Origin of the sequence: Cryptosporangium arvum DSM 44712, from assembly GCF_000585375.1 — a bacterium.
GTDB classification, from domain to species: Bacteria; Actinomycetota; Actinomycetes; order Mycobacteriales; family Cryptosporangiaceae; genus Cryptosporangium; species Cryptosporangium arvum.
This window is the reverse complement of sequence record NZ_KK073874.1, coordinates 985476-1005392: the sequence shown is the minus strand read 5'-3', so window position 1 is coordinate 1005392 and position 19917 is coordinate 985476. Positions and strand designations below refer to the sequence as shown.

19 protein-coding genes and 1 pseudogene are annotated in these 19917 nt (G+C 71.7%); 11 read left to right on the top strand and 9 right to left on the bottom strand.

Annotated features, from left to right (window positions below; translation table 11 throughout):
• Positions 1 to 40: 40 nt before the first annotated feature.
• The 3 genes from CRYAR_RS04620 to CRYAR_RS04610 are packed head-to-tail and all read right to left on the bottom strand — an operon-like array spanning position 41 to position 3804.
• Positions 41 to 1318: a molybdopterin molybdotransferase MoeA gene (locus CRYAR_RS04620; RefSeq protein WP_063725866.1), complete on the bottom strand. Its 1278-nt coding sequence runs from the start codon at positions 1316 to 1318 to the stop codon at positions 41 to 43.
• A 14-nt stretch (positions 1319 to 1332) separates the two neighbouring features.
• Positions 1333 to 2259 (bottom strand): UTP--glucose-1-phosphate uridylyltransferase GalU, encoded by a 927-nt coding sequence (gene galU, locus CRYAR_RS04615; RefSeq protein WP_035848665.1) that lies wholly within the window; start codon positions 2257 to 2259, stop codon positions 1333 to 1335.
• A 60-nt stretch (positions 2260 to 2319) separates the two neighbouring features.
• The gene (locus CRYAR_RS04610) at positions 2320 to 3804 is read right to left on the bottom strand and encodes a HAMP domain-containing protein (RefSeq protein WP_051569739.1); all 1485 of its coding nucleotides are present in this window, start codon (positions 3802 to 3804) and stop codon (positions 2320 to 2322) included.
• A gap of 32 nt (positions 3805 to 3836) precedes the next feature.
• Between CRYAR_RS04610 and CRYAR_RS04605 the strand changes: the two genes are divergently transcribed.
• Both CRYAR_RS04605 and CRYAR_RS04600 read left to right on the top strand, forming a co-directional pair.
• The gene (locus CRYAR_RS04605; protein ID WP_035848664.1) at positions 3837 to 4481 is read left to right on the top strand and encodes a 5-formyltetrahydrofolate cyclo-ligase; all 645 of its coding nucleotides are present in this window, start codon (positions 3837 to 3839) and stop codon (positions 4479 to 4481) included.
• A 113-nt stretch (positions 4482 to 4594) separates the two neighbouring features.
• Complete coding sequence (locus tag CRYAR_RS04600; RefSeq protein ID WP_035848662.1) at positions 4595 to 4948, top strand: FmdB family zinc ribbon protein; 354 nt, start codon at positions 4595 to 4597, stop codon at positions 4946 to 4948.
• A gap of 344 nt (positions 4949 to 5292) precedes the next feature.
• Here CRYAR_RS04600 and CRYAR_RS47935 read toward each other — a convergent pair whose 3' ends face one another.
• Complete coding sequence (locus tag CRYAR_RS47935; protein WP_051569738.1) at positions 5293 to 5598, bottom strand: hypothetical protein; 306 nt, start codon at positions 5596 to 5598, stop codon at positions 5293 to 5295.
• Positions 5599 to 5773: 175 nt separating this feature from the next.
• On the opposite strand from CRYAR_RS47935, the gene CRYAR_RS47930 reads away from it, so the two are divergent.
• The gene (locus tag CRYAR_RS47930) at positions 5774 to 5995 is read left to right on the top strand and encodes a hypothetical protein (RefSeq protein ID WP_035848661.1); all 222 of its coding nucleotides are present in this window, start codon (positions 5774 to 5776) and stop codon (positions 5993 to 5995) included.
• Positions 5996 to 6069: 74 nt separating this feature from the next.
• The gene (gene mscL / locus CRYAR_RS04585; protein WP_035848660.1) at positions 6070 to 6465 is read left to right on the top strand and encodes a large conductance mechanosensitive channel protein MscL; all 396 of its coding nucleotides are present in this window, start codon (positions 6070 to 6072) and stop codon (positions 6463 to 6465) included.
• Positions 6466 to 6484: 19 nt separating this feature from the next.
• On the opposite strand, the gene CRYAR_RS47925 is transcribed toward mscL, so the two are convergent.
• Positions 6485 to 6652, bottom strand: coding sequence for a hypothetical protein (locus CRYAR_RS47925; protein WP_169744991.1), 168 nt, complete (start codon positions 6650 to 6652; stop codon positions 6485 to 6487).
• Between the two features lie 78 nt (positions 6653 to 6730).
• A complete protein-coding gene (locus CRYAR_RS04580) occupies positions 6731 to 9364 on the bottom strand; it encodes a penicillin acylase family protein (protein ID WP_035848659.1) in 2634 nt (877 codons plus the stop codon).
• Positions 9365 to 9597: 233 nt separating this feature from the next.
• On the opposite strand from CRYAR_RS04580, the gene CRYAR_RS04575 reads away from it, so the two are divergent.
• Positions 9598 to 10599 carry an MBL fold metallo-hydrolase gene (locus CRYAR_RS04575; RefSeq protein WP_084700063.1) on the top strand — a complete coding sequence of 334 codons (1002 nt, stop codon included), beginning with the start codon at positions 9598 to 9600 and terminating at the stop codon, positions 10597 to 10599.
• A 42-nt stretch (positions 10600 to 10641) separates the two neighbouring features.
• On the opposite strand, the gene CRYAR_RS04570 is transcribed toward CRYAR_RS04575, so the two are convergent.
• The gene (locus CRYAR_RS04570; RefSeq protein WP_211247265.1) at positions 10642 to 11346 is read right to left on the bottom strand and encodes a TetR/AcrR family transcriptional regulator; all 705 of its coding nucleotides are present in this window, start codon (positions 11344 to 11346) and stop codon (positions 10642 to 10644) included.
• 218 nt (positions 11347 to 11564) lie between these two features.
• Here CRYAR_RS04570 and CRYAR_RS04565 point away from each other — a divergent pair, with 218 nt between their 5' ends.
• The 5 genes from CRYAR_RS04565 to CRYAR_RS04545 all read left to right on the top strand — a co-directional run bounded on the left by CRYAR_RS04565 (position 11565) and on the right by CRYAR_RS04545 (position 16984).
• Entirely contained in the window at positions 11565 to 13064 is a 1500-nt protein-coding gene (locus CRYAR_RS04565; RefSeq protein ID WP_084700061.1) for an alanine racemase, read from the top strand.
• A 42-nt stretch (positions 13065 to 13106) separates the two neighbouring features.
• Complete coding sequence (locus tag CRYAR_RS04560; RefSeq protein WP_035848657.1) at positions 13107 to 14417, top strand: D-arabinono-1,4-lactone oxidase; 1311 nt, start codon at positions 13107 to 13109, stop codon at positions 14415 to 14417.
• A 64-nt stretch (positions 14418 to 14481) separates the two neighbouring features.
• On the top strand, positions 14482 to 14754 hold the full coding sequence (locus CRYAR_RS04555) for a hypothetical protein (protein WP_157017351.1): 273 nt from the start codon (positions 14482 to 14484) through the stop codon (positions 14752 to 14754).
• A gap of 200 nt (positions 14755 to 14954) precedes the next feature.
• Entirely contained in the window at positions 14955 to 15962 is a 1008-nt protein-coding gene (locus tag CRYAR_RS04550) for a glycosyltransferase family 2 protein (RefSeq protein WP_051569737.1), read from the top strand.
• An 89-nt stretch (positions 15963 to 16051) separates the two neighbouring features.
• Positions 16052 to 16984, top strand: coding sequence for a lysylphosphatidylglycerol synthase domain-containing protein (locus CRYAR_RS04545; RefSeq protein WP_051569736.1), 933 nt, complete (start codon positions 16052 to 16054; stop codon positions 16982 to 16984).
• Positions 16985 to 17034: 50 nt separating this feature from the next.
• Here the strand turns inward: CRYAR_RS04545 and CRYAR_RS04540 are convergent, their stop codons facing one another.
• Both CRYAR_RS04540 and CRYAR_RS04535 read right to left on the bottom strand, forming a co-directional pair.
• On the bottom strand, positions 17035 to 17808 hold the full coding sequence (locus CRYAR_RS04540) for a class I SAM-dependent methyltransferase (protein ID WP_035848655.1): 774 nt from the start codon (positions 17806 to 17808) through the stop codon (positions 17035 to 17037).
• A 25-nt stretch (positions 17809 to 17833) separates the two neighbouring features.
• Complete coding sequence (locus tag CRYAR_RS04535; RefSeq protein WP_157017349.1) at positions 17834 to 18952, bottom strand: glycosyltransferase; 1119 nt, start codon at positions 18950 to 18952, stop codon at positions 17834 to 17836.
• A 642-nt stretch (positions 18953 to 19594) separates the two neighbouring features.
• On the opposite strand from CRYAR_RS04535, the pseudogene CRYAR_RS04530 reads away from it, so the two are divergent.
• Positions 19595 to 19837: pseudogene (locus CRYAR_RS04530) on the top strand (IS5 family transposase); the annotation flags it as partial.
• Positions 19838 to 19917: the final 80 nt, after the last annotated feature.

Genomic DNA, 19917 nt, shown 5'->3' with positions numbered 1-19917 from the left:
CCAACGCGCACGGGCGGTCAACGGATCCGTCGGACCGATTTCACTCCGGCACACCGTCGAGGAGGAAAGCCGGCACGTCGGTTCCGGTCGCGACGTCGCCCGCCGCCTCCGGAACCGCCAGCAACGCGTTCGCCGACGCGTAGCCGGTGAGAAATGCCTCACCCCCGGCGAGCGGCGACGCCAGGTACCCGCCCTCCCCCGACCGGACGACCCGGGCCGGGCGGAACTCCCGAACACCCGGCATCGTCCGGATCGGCGACGTGAGCTCGGCCAGCATCGCCGGGCGGAACAACGACGAAGCACCCGCCAACCGCCGCAACATCGGACGCAACACGAGCTCGAACCCGAGCAGCGCTCCCGCCGGGTCGCCCGGCAGGCACAGCACCGGCATCCGCGACGGCCCCACCCGCCCGTACCCGATCACGAGCGAAGGCTCCAGCGGCAGCGTCTCGAAATGGACGACGTCGTCGAGCCCGAACAACCGCCGCAGGACGTCGGTGTGACCCGCGCCGGTGCCCCCGGTCGTGACGAGCAGGTCCGCCCGGTGCGCGTGGTCCTCCACGAGCCGGCGCAGCGCCTCGTCCTCGTCGGGCACGATGCCGACCCGGTGGGCGTGGGCTCCGGCCTCGCGGGCCGCCGCGGCCACACCGAGCGAGTCCACGTCGACGATCCGGCCCGGAGCCGACGTGCTGTACCCCGGCCGCGACGAATCCACCAGCTCGTCGCCGGTGGCCGCCACCAGCACGCGCGGCGGCGGCGACACCAGCACCGACTCGACCCCGGCCGAGGCCAGCAACGCGATCGTCGCCGCGGTGACCCGGGAGCGCGCCGGTGCGAGCACCGCACCGGCCGCGACCGTGCTGCCGCGCCGCCGGATGCCGTCCCCCGGCTGCGGAACACGACCGATCCGGACCCGGGCGAGGCCGCCGTCGGTGACCTCTCCGGCCACGACCGCATCGGCACCGACCGGCAACGGCGTTCCGACCGTGACGGTGTAACTGGCACCGGCCGACACCGTGGCCGGCTCCCAGGAGGCGGCGGTCAGGTCCCCGATGACGGCCAGCCTGACGTCGCCGTGGTGTTGGGACGGATCACCGGACCACTGCGCGTCGCCCAACGTGTCGTGGGCCCGGACGGCGTAGCCGTCCACCGCGGCGACGTCGAACGCCGGGACCGGTCCCGGCGCGACGACGTCCTCGGCCAGCAGCACGCCGAGCGATTCCAGCAACGCCATCGGCAACGGCCGGAGCGGCTGCAGATCGGCCAGCGCCGTATCCAGGAAATGCTGGGTCCCCATCCCCAGCAGATCCGTGCTCATCCCCCCCGAGATGATCACGCCAGAGACGTCTTCACATAGTCGGTGAGCCACTCGCGGAACTCCGAGCCGAGCTCCTCGTGGTCGACGCCGAGCAGCACGGTGGCCTTCAGGTAGTCGATCTTCGCGCCGGTGTCGTAGCGACGGCCCTTGAACACGACGCCGTGCACCGGCGTGCCGGCCTTCAGCAGGTCGGCCATCGCGTCGGTGAGCTGGATCTCGCCCCCGGCGCCCGGCTTCGTGTTGCGGATCGCCTCGAAGATCTCCGCCGGCAGCACGTAGCGGCCGATGATCGCCAGGTTGCTGGGGGCGTCGTCCGGATCGGGCTTCTCGACCATGTCGGTGACGCGGACGATGTCGCCGAGGTGCCCCTCACCGGTGCGCCCCGTGTTCTCCACCGCCACGATGCCGTAGCGCTTGATGTGCTCGCGCGGCACCTCGAGCAGGGCCAGCACGATGCCGCCGTGCTCCTCCTGGACCTCGAGCATGGTCGGCAGGATCGGGTCGCGCGCGTCGATCAGGTCGTCGCCGAGCATCACCGCGAACGGCTCGTCGCCGACGTGCGACGCGGCGCAGAGCACGGCGTGGCCGAGGCCCTTCGGCTCGCCCTGGCGGCACGTGTTGATCGAAGCGATCTCGGACGACCGGCGGACCGCGTTGAGCTCCGCCGTCTTTCCCTTCTCCTCGAGCGACTTCTCCAGATCGGGGCGCCGGTCGAAGTGGTCGACCATCGCGCTCTTGCCGCGACCGGTGACGAGCAGGACGTCGTCGAGGCCGGCTGCGGCCGACTCCTCGACGATGTACTCCAGCGCCGGTTTGTCGACGACCGGCAGCAGCTCCTTCGGAACGGCCTTGGTGGCCGGTAGGAATCGGGTTCCCAGCCCGGCGGCCGGAATGACGGCCTTGCGCGTGGTACGGGGCTTTGCGGCGGAAGTCTCGACCATGTCGGGAGACTAGCCAACAAACTCGGGCGCGTCTTCGTCGCCCACAGGTGTCGGCCGGCGTTAACCGGTGGGTTGTGCGCGGAGGGCGCGGCTCACCGCGCGGAGCGCCCGGTGCGGTCGGATCGGGTCGGTGGCGCGGTGCAGGAGCGCGTTCTCCAGCGCGACCGCCACCTGGCCGGCGAACGAGCGGACGGTGAGCAGGTCGCCGTCGTCGAAGTCGTCCCCGCCGAGCCGGTCGTGGAGCGCCAGCACGCCGAGCAGGCGCCCCTCCGGAAGCGCAGGCGGGTGCGGCGGGCCGACGATCGGCACCGCGATGAACGTCCGGCAGTTCTCCCGGCCGTGGCGGGCTTCGCCCGTCGCCGCGACGCCACCGAGCAGCCCCTCCCCGATCGCGACCCGGACGTCGTGCGGCCGCCCCAGCGACCGTCGCCCGACCAGGTCACGCTCCTCGGCCAGCAGCACGACGCCGCTCTCGGCCGCGGTCGTCGCCACCACGCTCTCCAGCACGACGTCGAGGATCCGGTCGACGTCGTTCGTGCTCGACATCGTGTCGCCGAGCAGCGCGAGCGTCCCGCGCAGCTGGTCGCGCCCGGCGGTCAGCGCGGCCACGTAGGCCTGCAGGCTGCGCGTCATCCGGTTGAAGGTCGCGGCCAGCTGCCCGACCTCGTCGAGTACCCGCACCGGGGCGCGGGCCGCCAGATCACCCTCGGCGACGAGCGCCGCGGCGGCCGCGACCTCCGCGAGCGGCGTCGTCAACGCCTTGGCCAGCGAGTTCGCGGCGAACAGCGCCGCACCGGCGGCGGTCAGCACGACCACGGAGAGCGCCCCGTAGAGCGCGGTCGCGTCCGGCGCCGGCGTGCGCAGCACCGTGCGCACGGGACGGCCGGGTACCGGTTCGAGCACCCGCATCCGGAGGGTGGCCGACCGCACGTCGGTTTCCGACTTCTTCCCGACGCCGGGCGAAGCGTTCTTCGCGGCCCCGGGCGAAGCGTTCTTCGCGACCCCGGGTAGAGCTCCGGTCACGGCGGTGACCTCGACGCCGGGTACCGAGACGAGCGCGTCGAGGTCGGCCGCGGTGACCGTGAACGCGGCGCGGGCCCGGCCGGCGAGCGAGCCGTCGGCGCGGTGGAGTTCGACCACCGCGGCGATCACCGCCCGCGCGTCGTTGCCCGGCGGCGTTCCCTTCGTGCAGTCACCCCACCGCGTGACCGGCACCGACACGTCACCGGCGACGCCGAGCGCGGTGCCCGCGATGTTCTCGATCCGCGCCGACTCGGCCAGCCCGCGGGTCACCAGGAAGCTCGTCGCGGCCGCCGGCCGCCGGCCCTGCGCGGTCGCGTCCGCCAACCCCTCCGCCGCCGACCGGGCACGCTGGCAGACCGTGTTCACGGCCGTGCTGACGACGGTCGCGGCGGCGCTCAGCCGCTCGGTGGCGCGTTCCTCGGCCAACCGGGTCGCGGTGATCCCGACCGCCAGCGCACCGAGCAGCAACGGCCCCAGCACCACCGACAACAGGACCGCGGCGAGTCGCCTGCGTAGGGTCATGGATACCTCCCGAACGAGGAGAAGGAGCATCGATGAGCGCGCCCGCTCACGCGGCGAAAGCGGAGCTGCGTGCGCGCTGCCGGGCAGCCCGTGCGCGACGCCTCGCCGACCTCCCTCCGGCGCGGATAGCGGCCGAGAGCCGCCGCCTGGTGGCGCACCTCCTCGCGGGTCTCAACGAGCGCGGGGGGTGGTCGGTCGCGGCGTACGCGCCGATCGGCTCCGAACCGGGGGTCGTTCCGGGGCCGCCGCTGCTGTCCGGCGCACCGCGGGTGGGGTTGCCCGACGCGCTGCGTGAAGCGGGCATCGGGGTGCTGCTCCCGCTGGTACGCGCCGATCGCGACCTCGACTGGGCCGCCTACGAGAACCACGAGTCGCTGGTGCGCGGCCCGCTGGGCCTGTGGGAGCCCGATCCCGCGACGGCGCTCGGCGTCGACGCGGTGCTTTCGGTCGACCTCGTCGTGGTGCCGGCGCTGGCGGTGGGCCGGGACGGGTCGCGCCTCGGCCGCGGCGCCGGCTACTACGACCGTGCGCTGGCCCGGGTGGCGCCGGAGACCCCGCTGGTCGCGCTCGTCCACGACGACGAGCTGTTCGACTCGGTGCCCACCGAGGAGCACGACCGACGTGTCACCGACGTGATCACCCCGAGCGGCGGCTGGGTGCGATTGGGCCGTGATTAACCCGGTGTGAGCAGATCGACAATCCTGACCCGCTGGCGCGAAGGCGCGGAATACCGCACACTTAGCACTCGTTCGATCTGAGTGCCAATCAGGTTCCATCGGAGGAGGCGGCCGTGCCGACCTACCAATACAAGTGCACGGCCTGCGGCCACCGACTCGACGCGGTTCAGTCGTTCTCCGACGCTCCGCTGAGCGTGTGCCCGGAGTGCCAGGGCGAGCTGCGGAAGCTGTTCTCGTCCGTGGGCGTGGTGTTCAAGGGCTCGGGCTTCTACCGCACCGACTCGCGGTCGGGTTCGACCAGCTCGGAGCCGGCGAAGAGCACCTCGTCCTCCGACTCCTCGTCGTCTTCCTCGACGAAGTCGGACAGCTCGGGTTCGTCGGGTTCGTCGGGTTCGAGCTCGTCGTCGGGCTCGACGTCCTCTTCGTCGGGCAGCAGCAGTTCCTCGTCGTCGAAGGCTGCGGTCTAGCTTTTCTGCGGTTACCAGCCGGTCCCCTAGCAGGTGGGGGCCGGCTGTTTCGTTTTTCCACCGGGGTGCGGTTCGTCCACAGGCCGCTCGTCGGGCGTGGCTGCGCCCGTGTCGGGTGCCTACCGTCGGCGCGGGAGGTTCGATGCGGCGGGGTGCGATGCGGCGGGGGGTGCGATGGGGCGGGCGGAGCGGTTGGACGCGCCCCGGGTCTGGCTGCCGCGCGGCGGCCGGCGCGGGTGGGTGCGCGCGGCGTGCGTAGTCACGCTGGTGGTGGCCGCAGGCGCGATCCTGCTGCTTCCTCGGGCCGACGCCGGTCAAGGCGATAGTTCGACGTCAGCGGGTGCTCAGCACTCGACGGAACCGGACGCTGGCCGGCCGACGGCCCCGGGCGACGCGAGCTCAGCAGGTTCGAACGGCGAGAGCTCGACAGGGCCGGGCGGCGCGGATTCGACAGGGCCGAGCGGCGCGGATTCGGCGGAGCCGGGCGGCGCGGATTCGACAGGGCCGGGCGGCGCGGATTCGGCGGAGCCGGGCGGCGCGAGTTCGGCGGGGCCGGGCGGCGCGAGTTCGGCGGGGCCGGGCGGCGCGAGTTCGGCGGGGCCGGGCGGCGCGAGTTCGGCGGGGCCGGGCGGCGCGGGGCCGAACAGCACGGGTTCCGCCGGGCCGGGCGGCGCGCGTTCGGCGGGGCCGGGCGGCGCGCGTTCGGCCGGGGGTCACACCGGATCGGGCGCGCGGGAGGCGGGCGCGGTCCCCGCGTGCCGTGCGGGTGATTTCGGCCCTCCGCCGGGGACGGTCGGCTTCGCGCTGCGGCTCCCGGATCCGGCCGTGCTCGCGGTGTTGCGGGCCGGGCAGCACGTCGACGTGCTCGTGCACTCGAACGGCGGCCGCGCGGACGTCGTCGCGTCCGACCTGGCCGTCCTCTGCGGCGTCGGCAACGACGGCGAACCCGACGGCCTCCTCTACCTCGCGGCTTCGGCGGCGCAGGCCACGGTCCTGGCGGCGATCGGGCCGGGCGCCCGACTCTCCGTTACAGTGCGGTCGCCTTGATGATGCTTCGGCCGGCCGCCGGCGAGGCATAGAGCAACCGGCCCCTCCGTTCGAGAGCAAGAGGACACTGCGCGATGTTCAAGGGATTCCGCGACTTCATCCGCCGCGGCAACGTGGTCGACCTGGCCGTCGGTGTGGTGATCGGTGCCGCGTTCACCGGGCTGGTCACGCAGTTCGGCAACTCGTTCCTGAAGCCGCTGATCCAGCTGATCACCGGCGGCGAGAAGGTCGGCGGCACGTTCGAGATCAACGACGTGAAGTTCGACTACGGCGCGTTCATCACCGCGATGATCATCTTCGTCCTGACCGCCGCGGCACTGTACTTCGTCGTGGTCGCCCCGATGAACCGGCTCAACGAGCTGCGCCGCCGTGGCCAGGAGCCCGAGCCCGCGGCCCCGAGCGAGGAGATCGTGCTCCTCACCGAGATCCGGGACGCGCTCCGCGAGAACGGCGGCGGACGCCGCCTCTAGGCCGTGTCCTGCGAACCGCTCACTCCCAGTGGGGTGGGCGGTTTTCTATGAGCTCGAGGTCACGGAGTTTGCCCGACGTGGCCGCACGCCAGTCGGTGCTGTCCGTGTCGTCGGTGGTCTGATCGGGAAGTACGACGATGTCGGTGTCGTCGATCATCGGGACCTCACGCTCGTCGTCCCACGCCATGCTCGTCAGTCTCCTTCTCCGGCACGACTCAACCCTGCGCAACCACCCTACGCGGCCCGCGACACCCCCGAATCCCGGTCAGGGTGTCAGCTTCTGGACATACCGCGCCCCGCGCCGGATCTCCTCCCGGTCCCATCGCATCGGCGTTGTCCGACCGTTCCGCCAGAGTTCAACCTGGTCGGTGTAGTGGTCGGAGAACGCGTGCCCGGACTGGCCGGTGAGGTTCACCCAGCGTGAGCGATCCAGGTCAGCCAAGTCGACGACCATCCGCATCGACGGCACCCAGGACACCTCGTATCCCTCGGCCGGCGTCCACCCGGTCGCGTCGACGATGCTGCTCCCGCCGCCCACCGGGTACGGGCCCCGGTTGAACAGCGCCTCGATCACCCCGATGCCCGACGTACCCAGCGACTGGTTGCGGATCGTCAGCGTGTGCAGGTCGCCCCAGCGCCACTCGGAGACGTCGTCGCCGAGCCGCCCGGTCAGTTCGTCCGCGGCGTCGGTGAGGGCGTCGCGGAGCACGTCGTCGCGCTGCTCGACCGCGCTCGTGCCCTTCTCGTCCCACCACGGTGAGTCGGGATCGCGGAGCAGGTTGCTGACCACCAGGAACCAGCGGCCGCCGCCGTCGGGGGTCAGGTCGTCCGGCAGCTCGTCGAACGTGCGCCGCAGCAGGTGCCGCCAGACCGCGTTGAAGTAGGCCGCCCCGGCCGAGCTCTGGGTCTGGTGCAGGTCCCACCGGCCCAGCAGGTCCCGGGCCGCGCGTGCCGACGCCGGAACGTCCCCGATCTTCGTGAGCACCGGCACCAGCTCGGCGGCGGCCGCGCTCCAGGAATCCATCTGGATCGCGCTCATGTCGTCCGCGTCGACCGGGCCGGCCGCGGACTTGGCCTGCAGCAGCGCGTCGATGCGCGCGCTGCGGTACCCGGTGTCCCAGTCGTAGCCGAGCACCGGGCCCGCGCCCTCCCGGACCGGGGCCTGGTTCGCGGTGACGATGTACCCGGCGGGCGGGTTGTACGTGTACGGCAGCTGCTCGAACGGAACCGTGCCGACCCAGTCGTAGCTGGGGTTCCAACCCGGCGCCGGGAACAGGCCGTCGCCGCTGCCGCGGATCGGGATCGTGCCCGGCGCCTGGTAGCCGATGTTGCCGTCGACGTCGGCGTAGACCATGTTCTGCGCGGGGACGGCGAACAGCTTCGCGGCCGCGCGGAACTCGGTGAAGTTCGCGACGCGGTTCAGGGTGAACAGCGCGTCCGCGGTGCGGCTCGGTTGGAGCGCGGTCCAGCTCAGCGCCACCGCATAGGCCGGGTCGGCGGTCTGCGGCTCCTGGGTGGGCACGCCCTGGGCGTCGACGCCCGGTTTCGCACCGATCGCGCGCAGGTCCTCATCCTGATCGGACAACAGCGGGCCGTGGACGGTGGAACGGACCGTGAGCGTGACGTCGTCCCCGCCGGCGACCTTGATCCGCTCGGTGCGGGTCACCAGCGGCACCTGCTCGCCGTCACGCTCGTAGGTGTTGCCGCGGACACGCTCCAGGAACAGGTCGGTGACGTCGGGGCCGAGGTTGGTGAAGCCCCACGCCACCCGGGCGTTGTGCCCGATGACGACCCCGGGCACCCCGGAGAAGCTGAACCCGGACACGTCGAACGGGCAGGCCGCGCCGACCGTGGTGCAGTGCAGGCCGACCTGGTACCAGACCGACGGCATCGCCGGGCCCAGGTGGGGGTCGTTGGCCAGCAGCGGCTTGCCGGTCGCGGTCTTGCTCCCGCCGACGACCCAGGAGTTCGAACCGATGCCCTCGCCGGTGCCCAGCAGCTGGGGCAGGCTCCCGAGGCCGGCGCCGAGCGTGTCGAGCCGGCCGCCGAGACCGCGGAGCGCGGCCCGGACGGCGGCCTCGTCGCCGGTCTCCGGTGAGCCACCACCGCCGCCGGCCGTGCGCCGGGTGGGCGGCGCTCCCTCCCGCTCCTGCGGCACGACGGCCGTCGGCTGGAACGTGCCGTCGACGACCGCACCGGACGTCACGATCGGCGGGTTCGACCGGTACGGGTAGGCGGGGTAGAGCTCGTTGATCTGCTCCCAGTCGAGGCCGGACGCGAGCAACCGCGCGCGCTCGAGCTCGTCGCCCATGTTGCTGCGCAGGTCCCAGGCCATCGCCTTGAGCCAGGAGAGGCTGTCGACAGGCGTCCAGCGTTCGATCTCGTAGCCGGAGTTCTGCAGCCCCACCACCGCGTACTCCAGGCCGGCCGAGCGGCCGGAGTGCTCGCCGATCCACGCGTTGACGCCCTCGGCGTAGGCCTGCAGCCAGCGCCGGCTCTCCGCCGACAGCAGCGGAAGCTCCTGCTCGGCGACGCGCCGCCAGCCCATCGTCCGGATGTACTTGTCGGTGGAGACCTGCGACGGGCCGAACAGCTCGGCGAGCCGCCCGGACGTGACGTGCCGCCGGAAGTCCATCTCCCAGAACCGGTCGACGGCGTGCAGGTAGCCCTCCGCGCGGAACAGGTCGTCGGCGTTCTGCGCGTAGACCTGCGGGATGCCCTGGGCGTCCCGGTACACCTGGACGTCGGCGTCGAGGCCCGGCACCCGCACGGTGCCGGTGTAATCGGGCAGGGACGCGCGGATCGTGAAGTACACGGTGCCCCCGGCGACACTGGCCACGACGACCAGGACGACGAGGAGAGAAAGGCCGATCCGGCGCAGAACCCTAGCGACGTTCACAGACCGCGACCTTAAGGCCTGAGGGGTCAGGATTGACCAGTACCGGCCGACGCTGTGGATGAGCCCGGTCCGGGATGAACACGAGTCATCCGATACCCAGCGGGCCTGTGGACAACCACGGTGGGCTCGCCCGCCACGGTTAGCCTGGACGTACTGGATCCTCAGCGCCGACAGCGTCGCCGGCGCGCGTCACCGGAGCACCTCCGGGGCGCTGGCGGAGAGGGGTTGGCCCAATGCTGGACGCCGATCGACTGGCCCGAGCTCGTCGCACCCGCCTGAACGCCGATCGCCGCCGTCGTGGCGAGCGGGTCTGGCCCGAGTCCTTCGCCGACCGCCTCACCAGCCCGCTGCCGGGGCCGCGGGAGCAGTTCCAGCTCTTCCGCCGCGGCCGCCCCCGGGTCGACCGCACCGACGCCGTCCGCATCCCGATCGACCGATCCGGGTTCGTCCGGGCCACCGGCCAGGATCAGGTCGTGGTCACGTGGGTCGGGCACGCGTCGTTCGTCGTCCAGATCGGCGGCCTCACGGTGCTCACCGACCCGATCTGGTCGGACGCCATGCCGGGCGTGAGCCGCCGGGTGACGCCACCGGGGGTGGCCTGGTCCGAGCTGCCGCCGATCGACGCGGTGGTGATCAGCCACAACCACTACGACCATCTCGACGCGCCCACTATCCGCCGGCTGCCGCGCGACACCCCGGTCCTCGTCCCGGCCGCGCTCGGCGAGTGGTTCACCCGGCGGGGGTTCACCGCGGTCACCGAGTTCGACTGGTGGGAGTCGACGGTGCTGGCCGGCGTCACGTTCGATTTCGTGCCCGCGCACCACTGGAGCCGGCGCTCGCTCACCGATACCTGCAAGTCGCTCTGGGGCGGGTGGGTGCTCACCGAGGACGCCGGCCGCCGGATCTACTTCGCCGGCGACACCGGCTACGGCAACTGGTTCGCCGAGATCGGCGAGCGGTACCCGGGCATCGATCTGGCGATGCTGCCGATCGGGGCGTACCACCCGCGCTGGTTCATGCAGCCGGTCCACATGGATCCCGAGGAGGCCGTGCGGGCGTGCGGCGATCTGGGCGCGACGCGGATGGCGACGATGCACTGGGGCACGTTCGTGCTCACCGGTGAGCCGCTCACCGAGCCCCGCGAGAAGGCCCAGCAGGCCTGGGCCGCGGCCGAGCGCCCCCGCGAGCACCTCTGGGATCTGGCCGTCGGCGAATCCCGGGAGCTGTCCCGCTGATCCGCCGCGCGGCGCCTCCTGGTGAGGCGCCGCGCGCGGCGGTCAGGCCCGGTGGGTCGTGCCCGGCGCGCTCTCGGTGGTGCCGCCCACCTGCACGTAACCCTCGAGGTGGATGCGCAGCATCCGGCGCCCCTGCTGGAGCACCTCCTCGTCCCCCTCCGGCGAGCGGCTGAACGCGAACTTGATCAGCGCGTCCGCCACCTTCGTGGTCGTCAGCAGCGCGAGCCGCAGCGGCGGGGTGTCCCGCACCCCGAACCGGGCGTGCAGCAGGCTCGCGATCCGGCTGGAGACGACCGAGTCGTTGTCCTGCGTCGGGTCGAGCAGGTGGGTGTCGACGATGTCGCCGAACCGCACCGCGCGGAACCCCGGGTGGTGACGGCACAGGTCGACGTAGACGTCGAACGCGACGTCGACGGTGTCCCACCAGTGCTTGAACCGGTCGTCGGCGAGCGCCTCGTCCAGCCGTTCCGCGAACACCGCGAGGTTCCGGGCGGAGAGCGCCTTCACGGCCGCTCGCTTGTCCGCGAAGAACTGGTAGAACGACCCCGGCGAGACCCGGGCCCGGCGGGCGATCAGGCTCGTCGTCGTCGCCTCGTAGCCGCGCTCGGCCACCAGGTCACCGGCCGCGTCGAGGATCCGCTCGACCCGCTGACGGCTGCGCTGCTGACTGGGCAACCGACGCAGCGGTTCCGACCCCGCGCTCTCCGCGAGCCACACGTGGGCCACCGACCCCGTCTCCTTGGTCACGTCAAGTCCCGGACCGCTCTCAGGCCCACGTCTTGTCCCGGGCCGAGCCCCCGCGCGGGCTCCGAGTGGCCTTGACGGCTTTCCGGGGATCTGCGACGTCTGTCGGACTGTGGTCACACCCTGAGTATCTACTGAGAAGTCGCTTCGGAGGGGCACAGCCAGACTTAGGCTGTGCACCGGCCCGATCCGGACCCGTGGACGAGCACTGGAGGCGCCGGATGGCACGGCCCGGAGACCCGCCTAGCGAATTGCCTGGTCAGGAGGGTTTTTCAGACCCGCTGGACGCCCCGGACGACCGGCCGACGGTGCCGGTCGAGGCGGCCGAACCGGCCCCGGATCGGACGTCTGCTCCGATAACACAGCGTCGTCGACGCCCGGCGCGCCACGATTTCGGCACGCCGCAGGAGGCGGAAACCGGAGTCCGAGTCGCGTCTTCCGCCCGCGCCGATCACGCTCCGTATACCCCGGAGCCGGTCGGCGAAACGGACCCGCCGCGCTCCACCACGCCGGAGGCGATCTTCGCGCGGCTGGAAGCTGCCACCGCTCACCTCGAGCCCCCGTTCGCCGTCCTCGACCGCACCGCGTTCCGCGCGAACGCCGTCGCGCTGACCCGGCGCGCGGCCGGAACCCCGATCCGGATCGCCAGCAAGTCACTGCGCTGCCGTACCGCGCTGATCGAGGCGCTCTCGCTCGACGGGTTCGCCGGGGTGCTGGCCTACGCTCTGCCCGAAGCGCTCTGGCTGGCCGAGGGCGACGGCGCGAGCGCGTTCAGCGACGTCGTCGTCGCCTACCCGACCGCGAACCGCGCGGCGCTGGCCCAGCTCATCCGCTCGGCCCGGCTGGTCGAGCGGGTCACGCTGATGATCGACTCGGTCGACCACCTGGACCTCATCGATCAGATCGCCCCTCCGGGCCGTCGGCCGGAACTCCAGGTCTGCCTCGACCTCGACGCCTCGCTCAAACTCGGCCGTTTCCACCTCGGTGTACGCCGGTCTCCAGTGCATACAGCGGCCGATGCGGCAGTGCTCGCGCGGCGGGTGGCGCTGCGCAAAGGCTTCCGCATCACGGGGTTGATGTCGTACGAAGCCCAGATCGCGGGCGTCGGCGACAACCCCGGGCGGTTCCTCCGCGCGCTCGCGGTGCGCTGGATGCAGCGTCGCTCCTGGGCCGACCTGCTCGAACGTCGGGCGAAGATGGTCGAGGCCGTGCGGAGCACGCTCGAGCAGGTCAACCGGCCTCCGCTGCGGTTCGTCAACGCGGGCGGCACCGGGAGCATCGAGAAGACCGCGGCGGACCCGTCGGTGACCGAGGTGGCGGCGGGCTCCGGGCTCTACGGCCCGACGCTCTTCGACACCTACCGCGCGTTCACGCCCCGGCCGGCCGCGATGTTCGCGACCCAGGTGGTGCGCCGACCGGCACGGGGCTGGGTGACCGTCGCCGGTGGCGGCTGGGTGGCGTCCGGTGAGCCCGGCCCCGACCGCGTACCCACTCCAGTTTATCCACCGGGTCTGACGTTCTCGCCCACCGAGATGGCCGGTGAGGTGCAAACTCCCCTGCAGGGCGAGGCGACCGCCTACCTCAAGCTGGGCGACCGGGTCTGGTTCCGCCACGCCAAAGCCGGCGAGCTCTGCGAACACGTCGACGTGTTGCACGTGGTCGACGGCGACCGGGTGGTGGACGTCGTTCCCACCTACCGGGGTGAGGGCAAGGCATTCTGAGCATCCCGAGACCGAGCGCACCTACTACCCCCGGAGTTGCCGATGACAGTGTTGTCGCCCGCGACCAACTGGGCGGGCAACGAGCACTGGGCCCCGACCGAGGTGGCTACCCCCGCCAGCGTCGCCGACCTGGCCGCGACCGTCCGCGAAGCGCGCGAACGGGGCCTGCGGATCAAGCCGATCGGCGCGGCCCACTCGTTCACCCCGATCGCCGCGACCGACGGCGTCCAGCTCAGCCTGGACGCGCTGGGCGGTGTCGTCCGCGGGGACGCGGAAACCGGGCTGGTGACGCTGCGCGGCGGAACGCGGCTACGTGACATCCCCCGGCTCCTGGCGCCGTACGGGCTGAACATGACGAACCTCGGCGACATCGACGCCCAGTCGATCGCCGGCGCGATCTCCACCGGGACGCACGGCACCGGCGGCCGGTTCGGCGGCCTGTCGACCCAGGTCCGCGGTCTGACGCTGGTACTGGCCGACGGGTCGATCGTCGACTGCGACGCCGAGCGCGACCCCGACCTGTTCGAGGCCGCCCGGCTCGGCCTGGGCGCGATCGGCGTGATCGCCGCGGTCACCCTGCAGTGCGAGCCGGCATTCCTGCTGCACGCGGTCGAGCGGCCGGTGCCGCTGGACGAGATGCTCGCCACCGTGCACGAGCGGGTCGACGAGCACGACCACGTCGAATTCTTCTGGTTCCCGCACACCTCTGGAACGCTCTACAAGCAGAACGACCGCCTGCCGGGCGACGCCCTGCGCAAACCGCTCTCGCGCGGGCGCGCCTGGTGGGACGACGAGTTCCTCTCGAACACGGTCTTCGCCTGGGCGTGCGAGCTCGGCCGGGCCGCACCGGCGGCGATCCGCCCGATCGCGGCGGTGTCGGCGCGGGCGCTCGGGGCGCGGGAGTACATCGACCGGTCCGCGACCGTGCTGTGCACCCAGCGGCGGGTGCGGTTCCGGGAGTCCGAGTGGTCGATCCCGCGGGCGGCGCTCGGGGAGGCGCTCACCGAGATCCGGCGGCTGATCGAGCGGCGCGGGTGGCGGATCTCGTTCCCGGTCGAGGTGCGGATGTCGGCCGCCGACGACCTGTGGCTCTCCACCGCTCACGGCCGCGACTCCGCGTACGTCGCGGTGCACCAGTACCACCGCACGCCGCACGAGGAGTACTTCCGGGCGGTGCAGGAGATCATGCTCCCGCTGGAGGGGCGCCCCCACTGGGGAAAACTGCATTACCTGGACGCCGCCGAGCTGAGCGGCCGTTACCCGAGGTTCCAGGACTTCCTCGCGGTACGCGACCGGGTCGACCCCGACCGGGCCTTCAGCAACGCGCACCTACGGCAGGTGTTGGGCGCCTGAGAAGTTTTGTCGGAGGGTAGTGGTTACATCAATGTAAGTAGCCACGATGCCTCCGGAGGTGGAGATGCGAACCGCCAGCAGATTGCACCAGTCGGCTGAGCCCTGCCCTCACTGCCGCGGGGGTCTGGTCGGGGCCGACCAGTGGGACGAATGGTTCGCCCAGCGCGACGACGCCGAGTCGGCCTGGGCCGCGGAGCACGGATCGCTCGACGGGTTCGACCTCGCCGAGCTGCTCGACTCCGCGCCCGACGGCGAGCAGGAGGTCGACTGCACCACCTGTGCGGGCACCGGTCTCCGGGGCCGGCGAGCCGCGTCGCGCCGTAGCCACGCCGCGTAACGGGCGCGCTACCCCGGCACATCCACCGAGTGGTCGTTTTTCGCTTGTTTGACCTCGTGTTTTCTTGGCGACCCATGGTGACCGGTTAAGCTGTCGCACGCTCCGACTAACCTGACGCTCGTCCGACCCGGACCAGTCGCATCGCAGCGCCGGACCAGCCGTGACGCCCGGCAGCCGCATCGAACCCCCCGCGAGAGGCCATGAACGCCGACCCGACGACCACTCTCCCCGAGGCCGCGCCGCACGCCCGTCACGCCAGCATCAGTGGCGGAGATCCGGCCGACCCGCAGGCGTCGCTCAACGAGCTCGACCATGGGCCGAACACGCTCGACGCGACGATCGTGCTGCCCTGTTACAACGAGGGCCCGCACGTCCTGCTGGAGCTCGAGCGCATCACCAAGGCGATGGACGCCAGCGGCTTCCGCTACGAGCTGCTCGTCATCGACGACAAGTCGACCGACAACACGTTGCAGGTCCTGCAGGAGGCGCTGCCCCGGTTCCCGCGCATGCGGCTGATGCCGTTCCAGCGCAACGGCGGCTCGGGCACCGCTCGGCGCATCGGTAGCGCCGAGGCCTACGGGCGCATCGTCGTCTGGACCGACTCGGACATGACGTACCCGAACGAGCGCATCCCCGAGTTCATCCAGTACCTGATCGACCACCCGGAGACCGACCAGGTCGTCGGCGCGCGCACCACCGAGCAGGGCACGCACAAGGTTCTGCGGGTGCCGGCCAAGTGGGTCATCCGGAAGGTCGCCGAGACGCTCGCCGGCACGAAGATCCCCGACCTCAACTCGGGCCTGCGTGCGTTCCGCCGCGACGTCTCCCTGCCCTACCTGCGGCTGCTGCCCCCCGGCTTCTCCTGCGTGACGACGATTACGCTCTCGTTCCTGAGCAACCAGCACACGGTCGACTACCTGCCGATCGACTACGCGAAGCGCGCCGGAACCTCGAAGTTCCACTTCGTCCGCGACGCCTACCGCTACATCCTGCAGGTCCTGCGGATGGTGATGTACTTCAACCCGATCAAGGTCCTGATGCCGCTGGCGCTGGTCCTGCTCGGTGTCGGCGTCACCAAGGCGATCGTCGACGTCATCATCTACTTCTTCCGTATCACGACGAACTCGCTGCTGCTGATCGTCACCGGCCTGCTGATCGCCTCGGTGGCGCTGCTCGCCGACCTGATCGTGCGCTCGAGGGCGGATTGACCGGGCCTGACCCGAACGCCCAGCCGGGGCCGGGTGATCCCCCGGCCCCGGCTGATGCCGGAGCTCCGGCGTCACGCAGTTCCCGTGCGGTGCTGTTCAACGGCGTGAAGGTCGCGCTCCTGCTGTTGATGCTGGGCTTCGCCGCCTGGTATCTGATCGACAACTGGCCCGAGGTCTCGCGGGCGCTGCGTCAGCTCTCGACGGCGCTGGCGGTCGCGTCGATCGTGCCCGCCGTGTTGGCGATGGTCTGCGGGATGTTCGTCTGGCGGTCGCTGCTGGCCGACCTGGGCTCGCGGTTGCCGGTGCTGGTCGCCGCGCGGATCTTCTTCCTCAGCCAGCTCGGCAAGTACCTGCCGGGTTCGGTGTGGTCGATCGCGACGCAGATCGAGCTCGGGCGGGCGCACAAGGTGCCGCGCCGGGTCAGCCTGTCGGTCGGCATCCTCGGGCTCGCGCTCGTCGTCGCCGTCGGGTTCCCGATCGCGGCGGTGCTGCTTCCGCTGGGCGCGCCCGACGTCCTGGGACGGTACTGGTGGGGCATGCTCGCGGTGCCGTTCGTGCTCGCGGCGCTGCACCCGGCGATCCTCGGCCCGCTGGCCGACCTGGCGTTCAAGATCCTGCGCCGCCCGCCGCTGCCGAAGCGTCCGAGCGGCCGGGGCATCACGATCGCGGCGGCATGGCAGGCCGGGGTCTGGTTCTTCTTCGGGCTGCACGCCTGGCTGCTGCTGGTCGGGTTCGGTGCGCCGCCGCTGCGTGCGCTCGCGGTCGCGATCGGCGGCTACTCGTTGGCGTACTCGCTGGGAATGCTCGCCATTCCGGTGCCGGCCGGCGCGGGCGTCCGGGACATCGCGCTCGTCGCCGCGTTCTCCGCGGTCGTCACGGTGGATCAGGCCCTGCTGGTCGCGCTCGTCTCGCGGGTGATCCTCGCCGCGGTCGACGTCGGCCTGGCTGGTGGCCAGTACCTGGTCACCGCGCGGAAGGTGGCGCCGCCACCGGCCGACGAACTCGCCAATACACCCGCCTGATCCCGACGAAAAAGGGTGCCGTCCCAGTGGGACGGCACCCTTTTCTCACGTCAGGCCGGGCGGCGGCCCACCGCTACCAGCGCGGTGCCCCGGGTGGGGGCCAGGCGCTGCACGAAGATGAAGGGCGCGGTGCCGAGCTTCACCACGTTGCCGGCCAGCGCCCCCTTCGGCTGCAGCTGCCGTCCGGAACTCGCGGTGCGCTCCTCGATGCTCTCCTCCGCGCCCTCCGTGACCGCCTTGCCCTGGCGACGGTTCGCGATTCGGTTCCGGGCGCCTTCCAGGATGTAACCGAGCGGCCAGCCGTACAGACGCACCTGCACGTCGACGAATCCGGCCTCGGTGAGCAACTCGGTCATCTGCGCGGCCGAGTAACGACGGAAATGACCGACCGCCTCGTCCCAGGCGCCCATCCGCTCCGGCCCGGCCGGCGTGGAGAGCAGGATGTTGCCGCCCGGCTTCACCAGCGGCGCCCATCCGGCGAGCGCTCCCCGGTCGTCCTCGATGTGCTCGAGCACCTCGAACGCGCAGACCAGGTCGTAGGTCTCCCCCGCCGGCAACTGGGTGTGGTCACCGTTGATGACCGTGCCGCCGACCGGCGTGATCCGCGAGCTGGCCAGCGCGTACGACACCGGGTCGGGCTCGGCGGCGATGTAGCGCGGCGTCATCGTGGCGAGCCGAGCCCCGAAACCACCGCCGCCGCACCCGAGCTCGAGGATCGTGGCGGGCTTCAGCCGCGCGACCGTCGGACGCACCACCGACCAGCGCAGGTTGGCACCGGGGGCCAGCGGCGGGGTGACCGCGTCGGCCACGCTCTGAGCAGTCATGAGGTCGCTTTCTCCGTCTCGAGTGTCATCGGGCGGGCGCCGGCTGCCGCACCCGGTCGAGCAGGCCGGCGACGACGCCGACCGCGGTGAAGTGTTCGAGTGCCCGCTCGTGCGCCTGCCGACGGTGACGCTCGAGCAGATCCCGGTCGTCGGCGAGCGTCCGCAGCGCGGCGGCCAGCGCCGACGCGTCGCCCGGCGGGACGAACACCGCGGTGTCACCGAGCATCGCCCGCTGCGGCGGGGTGTCCGACGTCAGCACCGCGCAGCCTGCGGCCGCACCCTGGTACACCTTCGTCGGCACCACGTTCTGCGCCTTCGCGGTGGTCCCGAAAATGCCGAGGCTGACGTCGTGCCCGGCGACGAACGCCGGGAGTTCCTCGCCGCGCACCCAGTCGACCCAGGTGACGTTCGGGTTGGCCGCCGCCCGTTCCTTGCAGTCGGCGTGGTCCTGGCCCTTGCCCACCATCGTCACGACGATCCGTGGATCGTCGGCGAGCTCGGCCAGCGCGTCCCCGAGGTAGGCCGTGCCGTGCAGCGGGGTGAACAGCCCGACGAAGACCACGCGGAGCTGCTCCGGTGTGGACGCCTCGGCCCGGTACTGCTCGAACCACGGCTTCGTCGCTCCGACCGGGGTGACGACCGCGCGCGGCTGAACGTCGGCCGGCAGGGCGTCCAAGTGTTCGGGCGTGTCCACCAGGACGACGTCGGCGCTGCCGAGGGCCTTGCGGTCGATCCAGCGGAGCAGTTTCTGCTTGAACCCGCCGGAGCCGGCCAGGCCGCGGTCGGTAGCGGTGCCGGCGGCGGAGACGAGGTGGTCGAGGACGATCGGCGTCTTGCGGAACAGGAACCGGGCCAGGCGCACGTCGAAATGCCCCAGATAGCCGACGAGCACCGCGTCGACGTCGCCGGACCTGCGGGCCTTGCGCGCCCCGCTGATCAGGCGCGACCAGCACCGACCGAGCTGCCAGGCCAAGATCGGCAGACGCCAGGGCTGGCGCAACATCTGCACCCGGCCCGCCGTGTCGAGCGGCAACGGATCGTTGACCTCGACGACCTCTTCCCCGGACTCACGCAGCCCGTCGAGGAGCACGGCGACCCGGGGGTGCCGTTGCACGTCGTAAGTGCCGAAAGCCAGCCAGCGCACCGCGCCAGGCTACCGGGCACCCCCCACGATCCCCGAATCCCATGCCGAACGCCTGCCGGGGTGGCCGAAGTGCGCGTCGCTCGTGCGGCCGGTCCCACCCTGCCCGCATGACCGACCAGTCCGGAGCCCGGCCAGCGGGGTCCCCGATCCTTGCGCGCAGGCCGAAGGTAGCGCTACGGCGTCGGCATCGCCGCTCCGCTGCTCGCCAGCGGGCGCGCTCGCCGTCGCCGGAGCTCATCGCGGCTCCCGAACCCCAACCCGGGGCCACCGACACCGCCAGCTGGGGCCAACCTGGTCGCAGCGCTGAGCCGATCCTGGCCGGCGAACGGCGGAAGCCGCCGGTCGTATCGAGTCGGCCTCGCCTTCGAGGCGATGCGGGTCCAGAACAGAGAGGTAACTCAGCCGCTGGTCAGTCGACTCTCGCGCTGATCGAACGTTGTGCCCTCGGGCAGATTCGAACTGCCGACACCCGCTTTAGGAGCGGGGTATCGTTCGTTGACCGTCCGTAGCCGCTGACCAGCGGATTCGTCGTTCGCATCAGGCATGCGACAGGCGCGTCGGCGTGATCTGGGCGCGGATGACCGGTGACGATGGTGGAGCGCCGGGGGTGGCCGGACTTGGGGCGATAGGGCCCCCATACCGCGCCGGCGGGGGATCAAGGCCACGATCCCGGTGAAGGTCGATCAGGCCGCCCACCGCAAAGCCAGAGGCTCGGCCGGTGGACGGCCGCCGGACTTCGACAAGACCGTCTACAAGCAGCGCCACGCGGTCGAGTGCGGCATCAACCTGCTCAAACAACGCCGCGCGGTCGCCACCAGATACGACAAACTCGCCGTCCGCTACCTCGCCACCGTCCACGTCGCCGCGATCGGACTATGGCTCTGAACGCTTATGAAACAGGCGCTAGCACAGCGTCGGCCGCTGTTCCACTCCGAGGCAGAGGGGTCTGATCGCTGATGGAGCGT

What these genes read in the sequence shown, in the direction of transcription:
- CRYAR_RS04560 (WP_035848657.1), top strand. Translation starts at nt 13,107, where the DNA reads ATGACAGTGTTGTCGCCCGCGACCAACTGGGCGGGCAACGAGCACTGG.
- CRYAR_RS04555 (WP_157017351.1), top strand. Translation starts at nt 14,482, where the DNA reads ATGCGAACCGCCAGCAGATTGCACCAGTCGGCTGAGCCCTGCCCTCAC.
- galU (WP_035848665.1), bottom strand. Translation starts at nt 2,259, where the DNA reads ATGGTCGAGACTTCCGCCGCAAAGCCCCGTACCACGCGCAAGGCCGTC.
- mscL (WP_035848660.1), top strand. Translation starts at nt 6,070, where the DNA reads ATGTTCAAGGGATTCCGCGACTTCATCCGCCGCGGCAACGTGGTCGAC.
- CRYAR_RS47925 (WP_169744991.1), bottom strand. Translation starts at nt 6,652, where the DNA reads ATGGCGTGGGACGACGAGCGTGAGGTCCCGATGATCGACGACACCGAC.
- CRYAR_RS04605 (WP_035848664.1), top strand. Translation starts at nt 3,837, where the DNA reads ATGAGCGCGCCCGCTCACGCGGCGAAAGCGGAGCTGCGTGCGCGCTGC.
- CRYAR_RS04550 (WP_051569737.1), top strand. Translation starts at nt 14,955, where the DNA reads ATGAACGCCGACCCGACGACCACTCTCCCCGAGGCCGCGCCGCACGCC.
- CRYAR_RS04610 (WP_051569739.1), bottom strand. Translation starts at nt 3,804, where the DNA reads ATGACCCTACGCAGGCGACTCGCCGCGGTCCTGTTGTCGGTGGTGCTG.
- CRYAR_RS04540 (WP_035848655.1), bottom strand. Translation starts at nt 17,808, where the DNA reads ATGACTGCTCAGAGCGTGGCCGACGCGGTCACCCCGCCGCTGGCCCCC.
- CRYAR_RS04620 (WP_063725866.1), bottom strand. Translation starts at nt 1,318, where the DNA reads ATGAGCACGGATCTGCTGGGGATGGGGACCCAGCATTTCCTGGATACG.
- CRYAR_RS04565 (WP_084700061.1), top strand. Translation starts at nt 11,565, where the DNA reads ATGGCACGGCCCGGAGACCCGCCTAGCGAATTGCCTGGTCAGGAGGGT.
- CRYAR_RS04575 (WP_084700063.1), top strand. Translation starts at nt 9,598, where the DNA reads ATGCTGGACGCCGATCGACTGGCCCGAGCTCGTCGCACCCGCCTGAAC.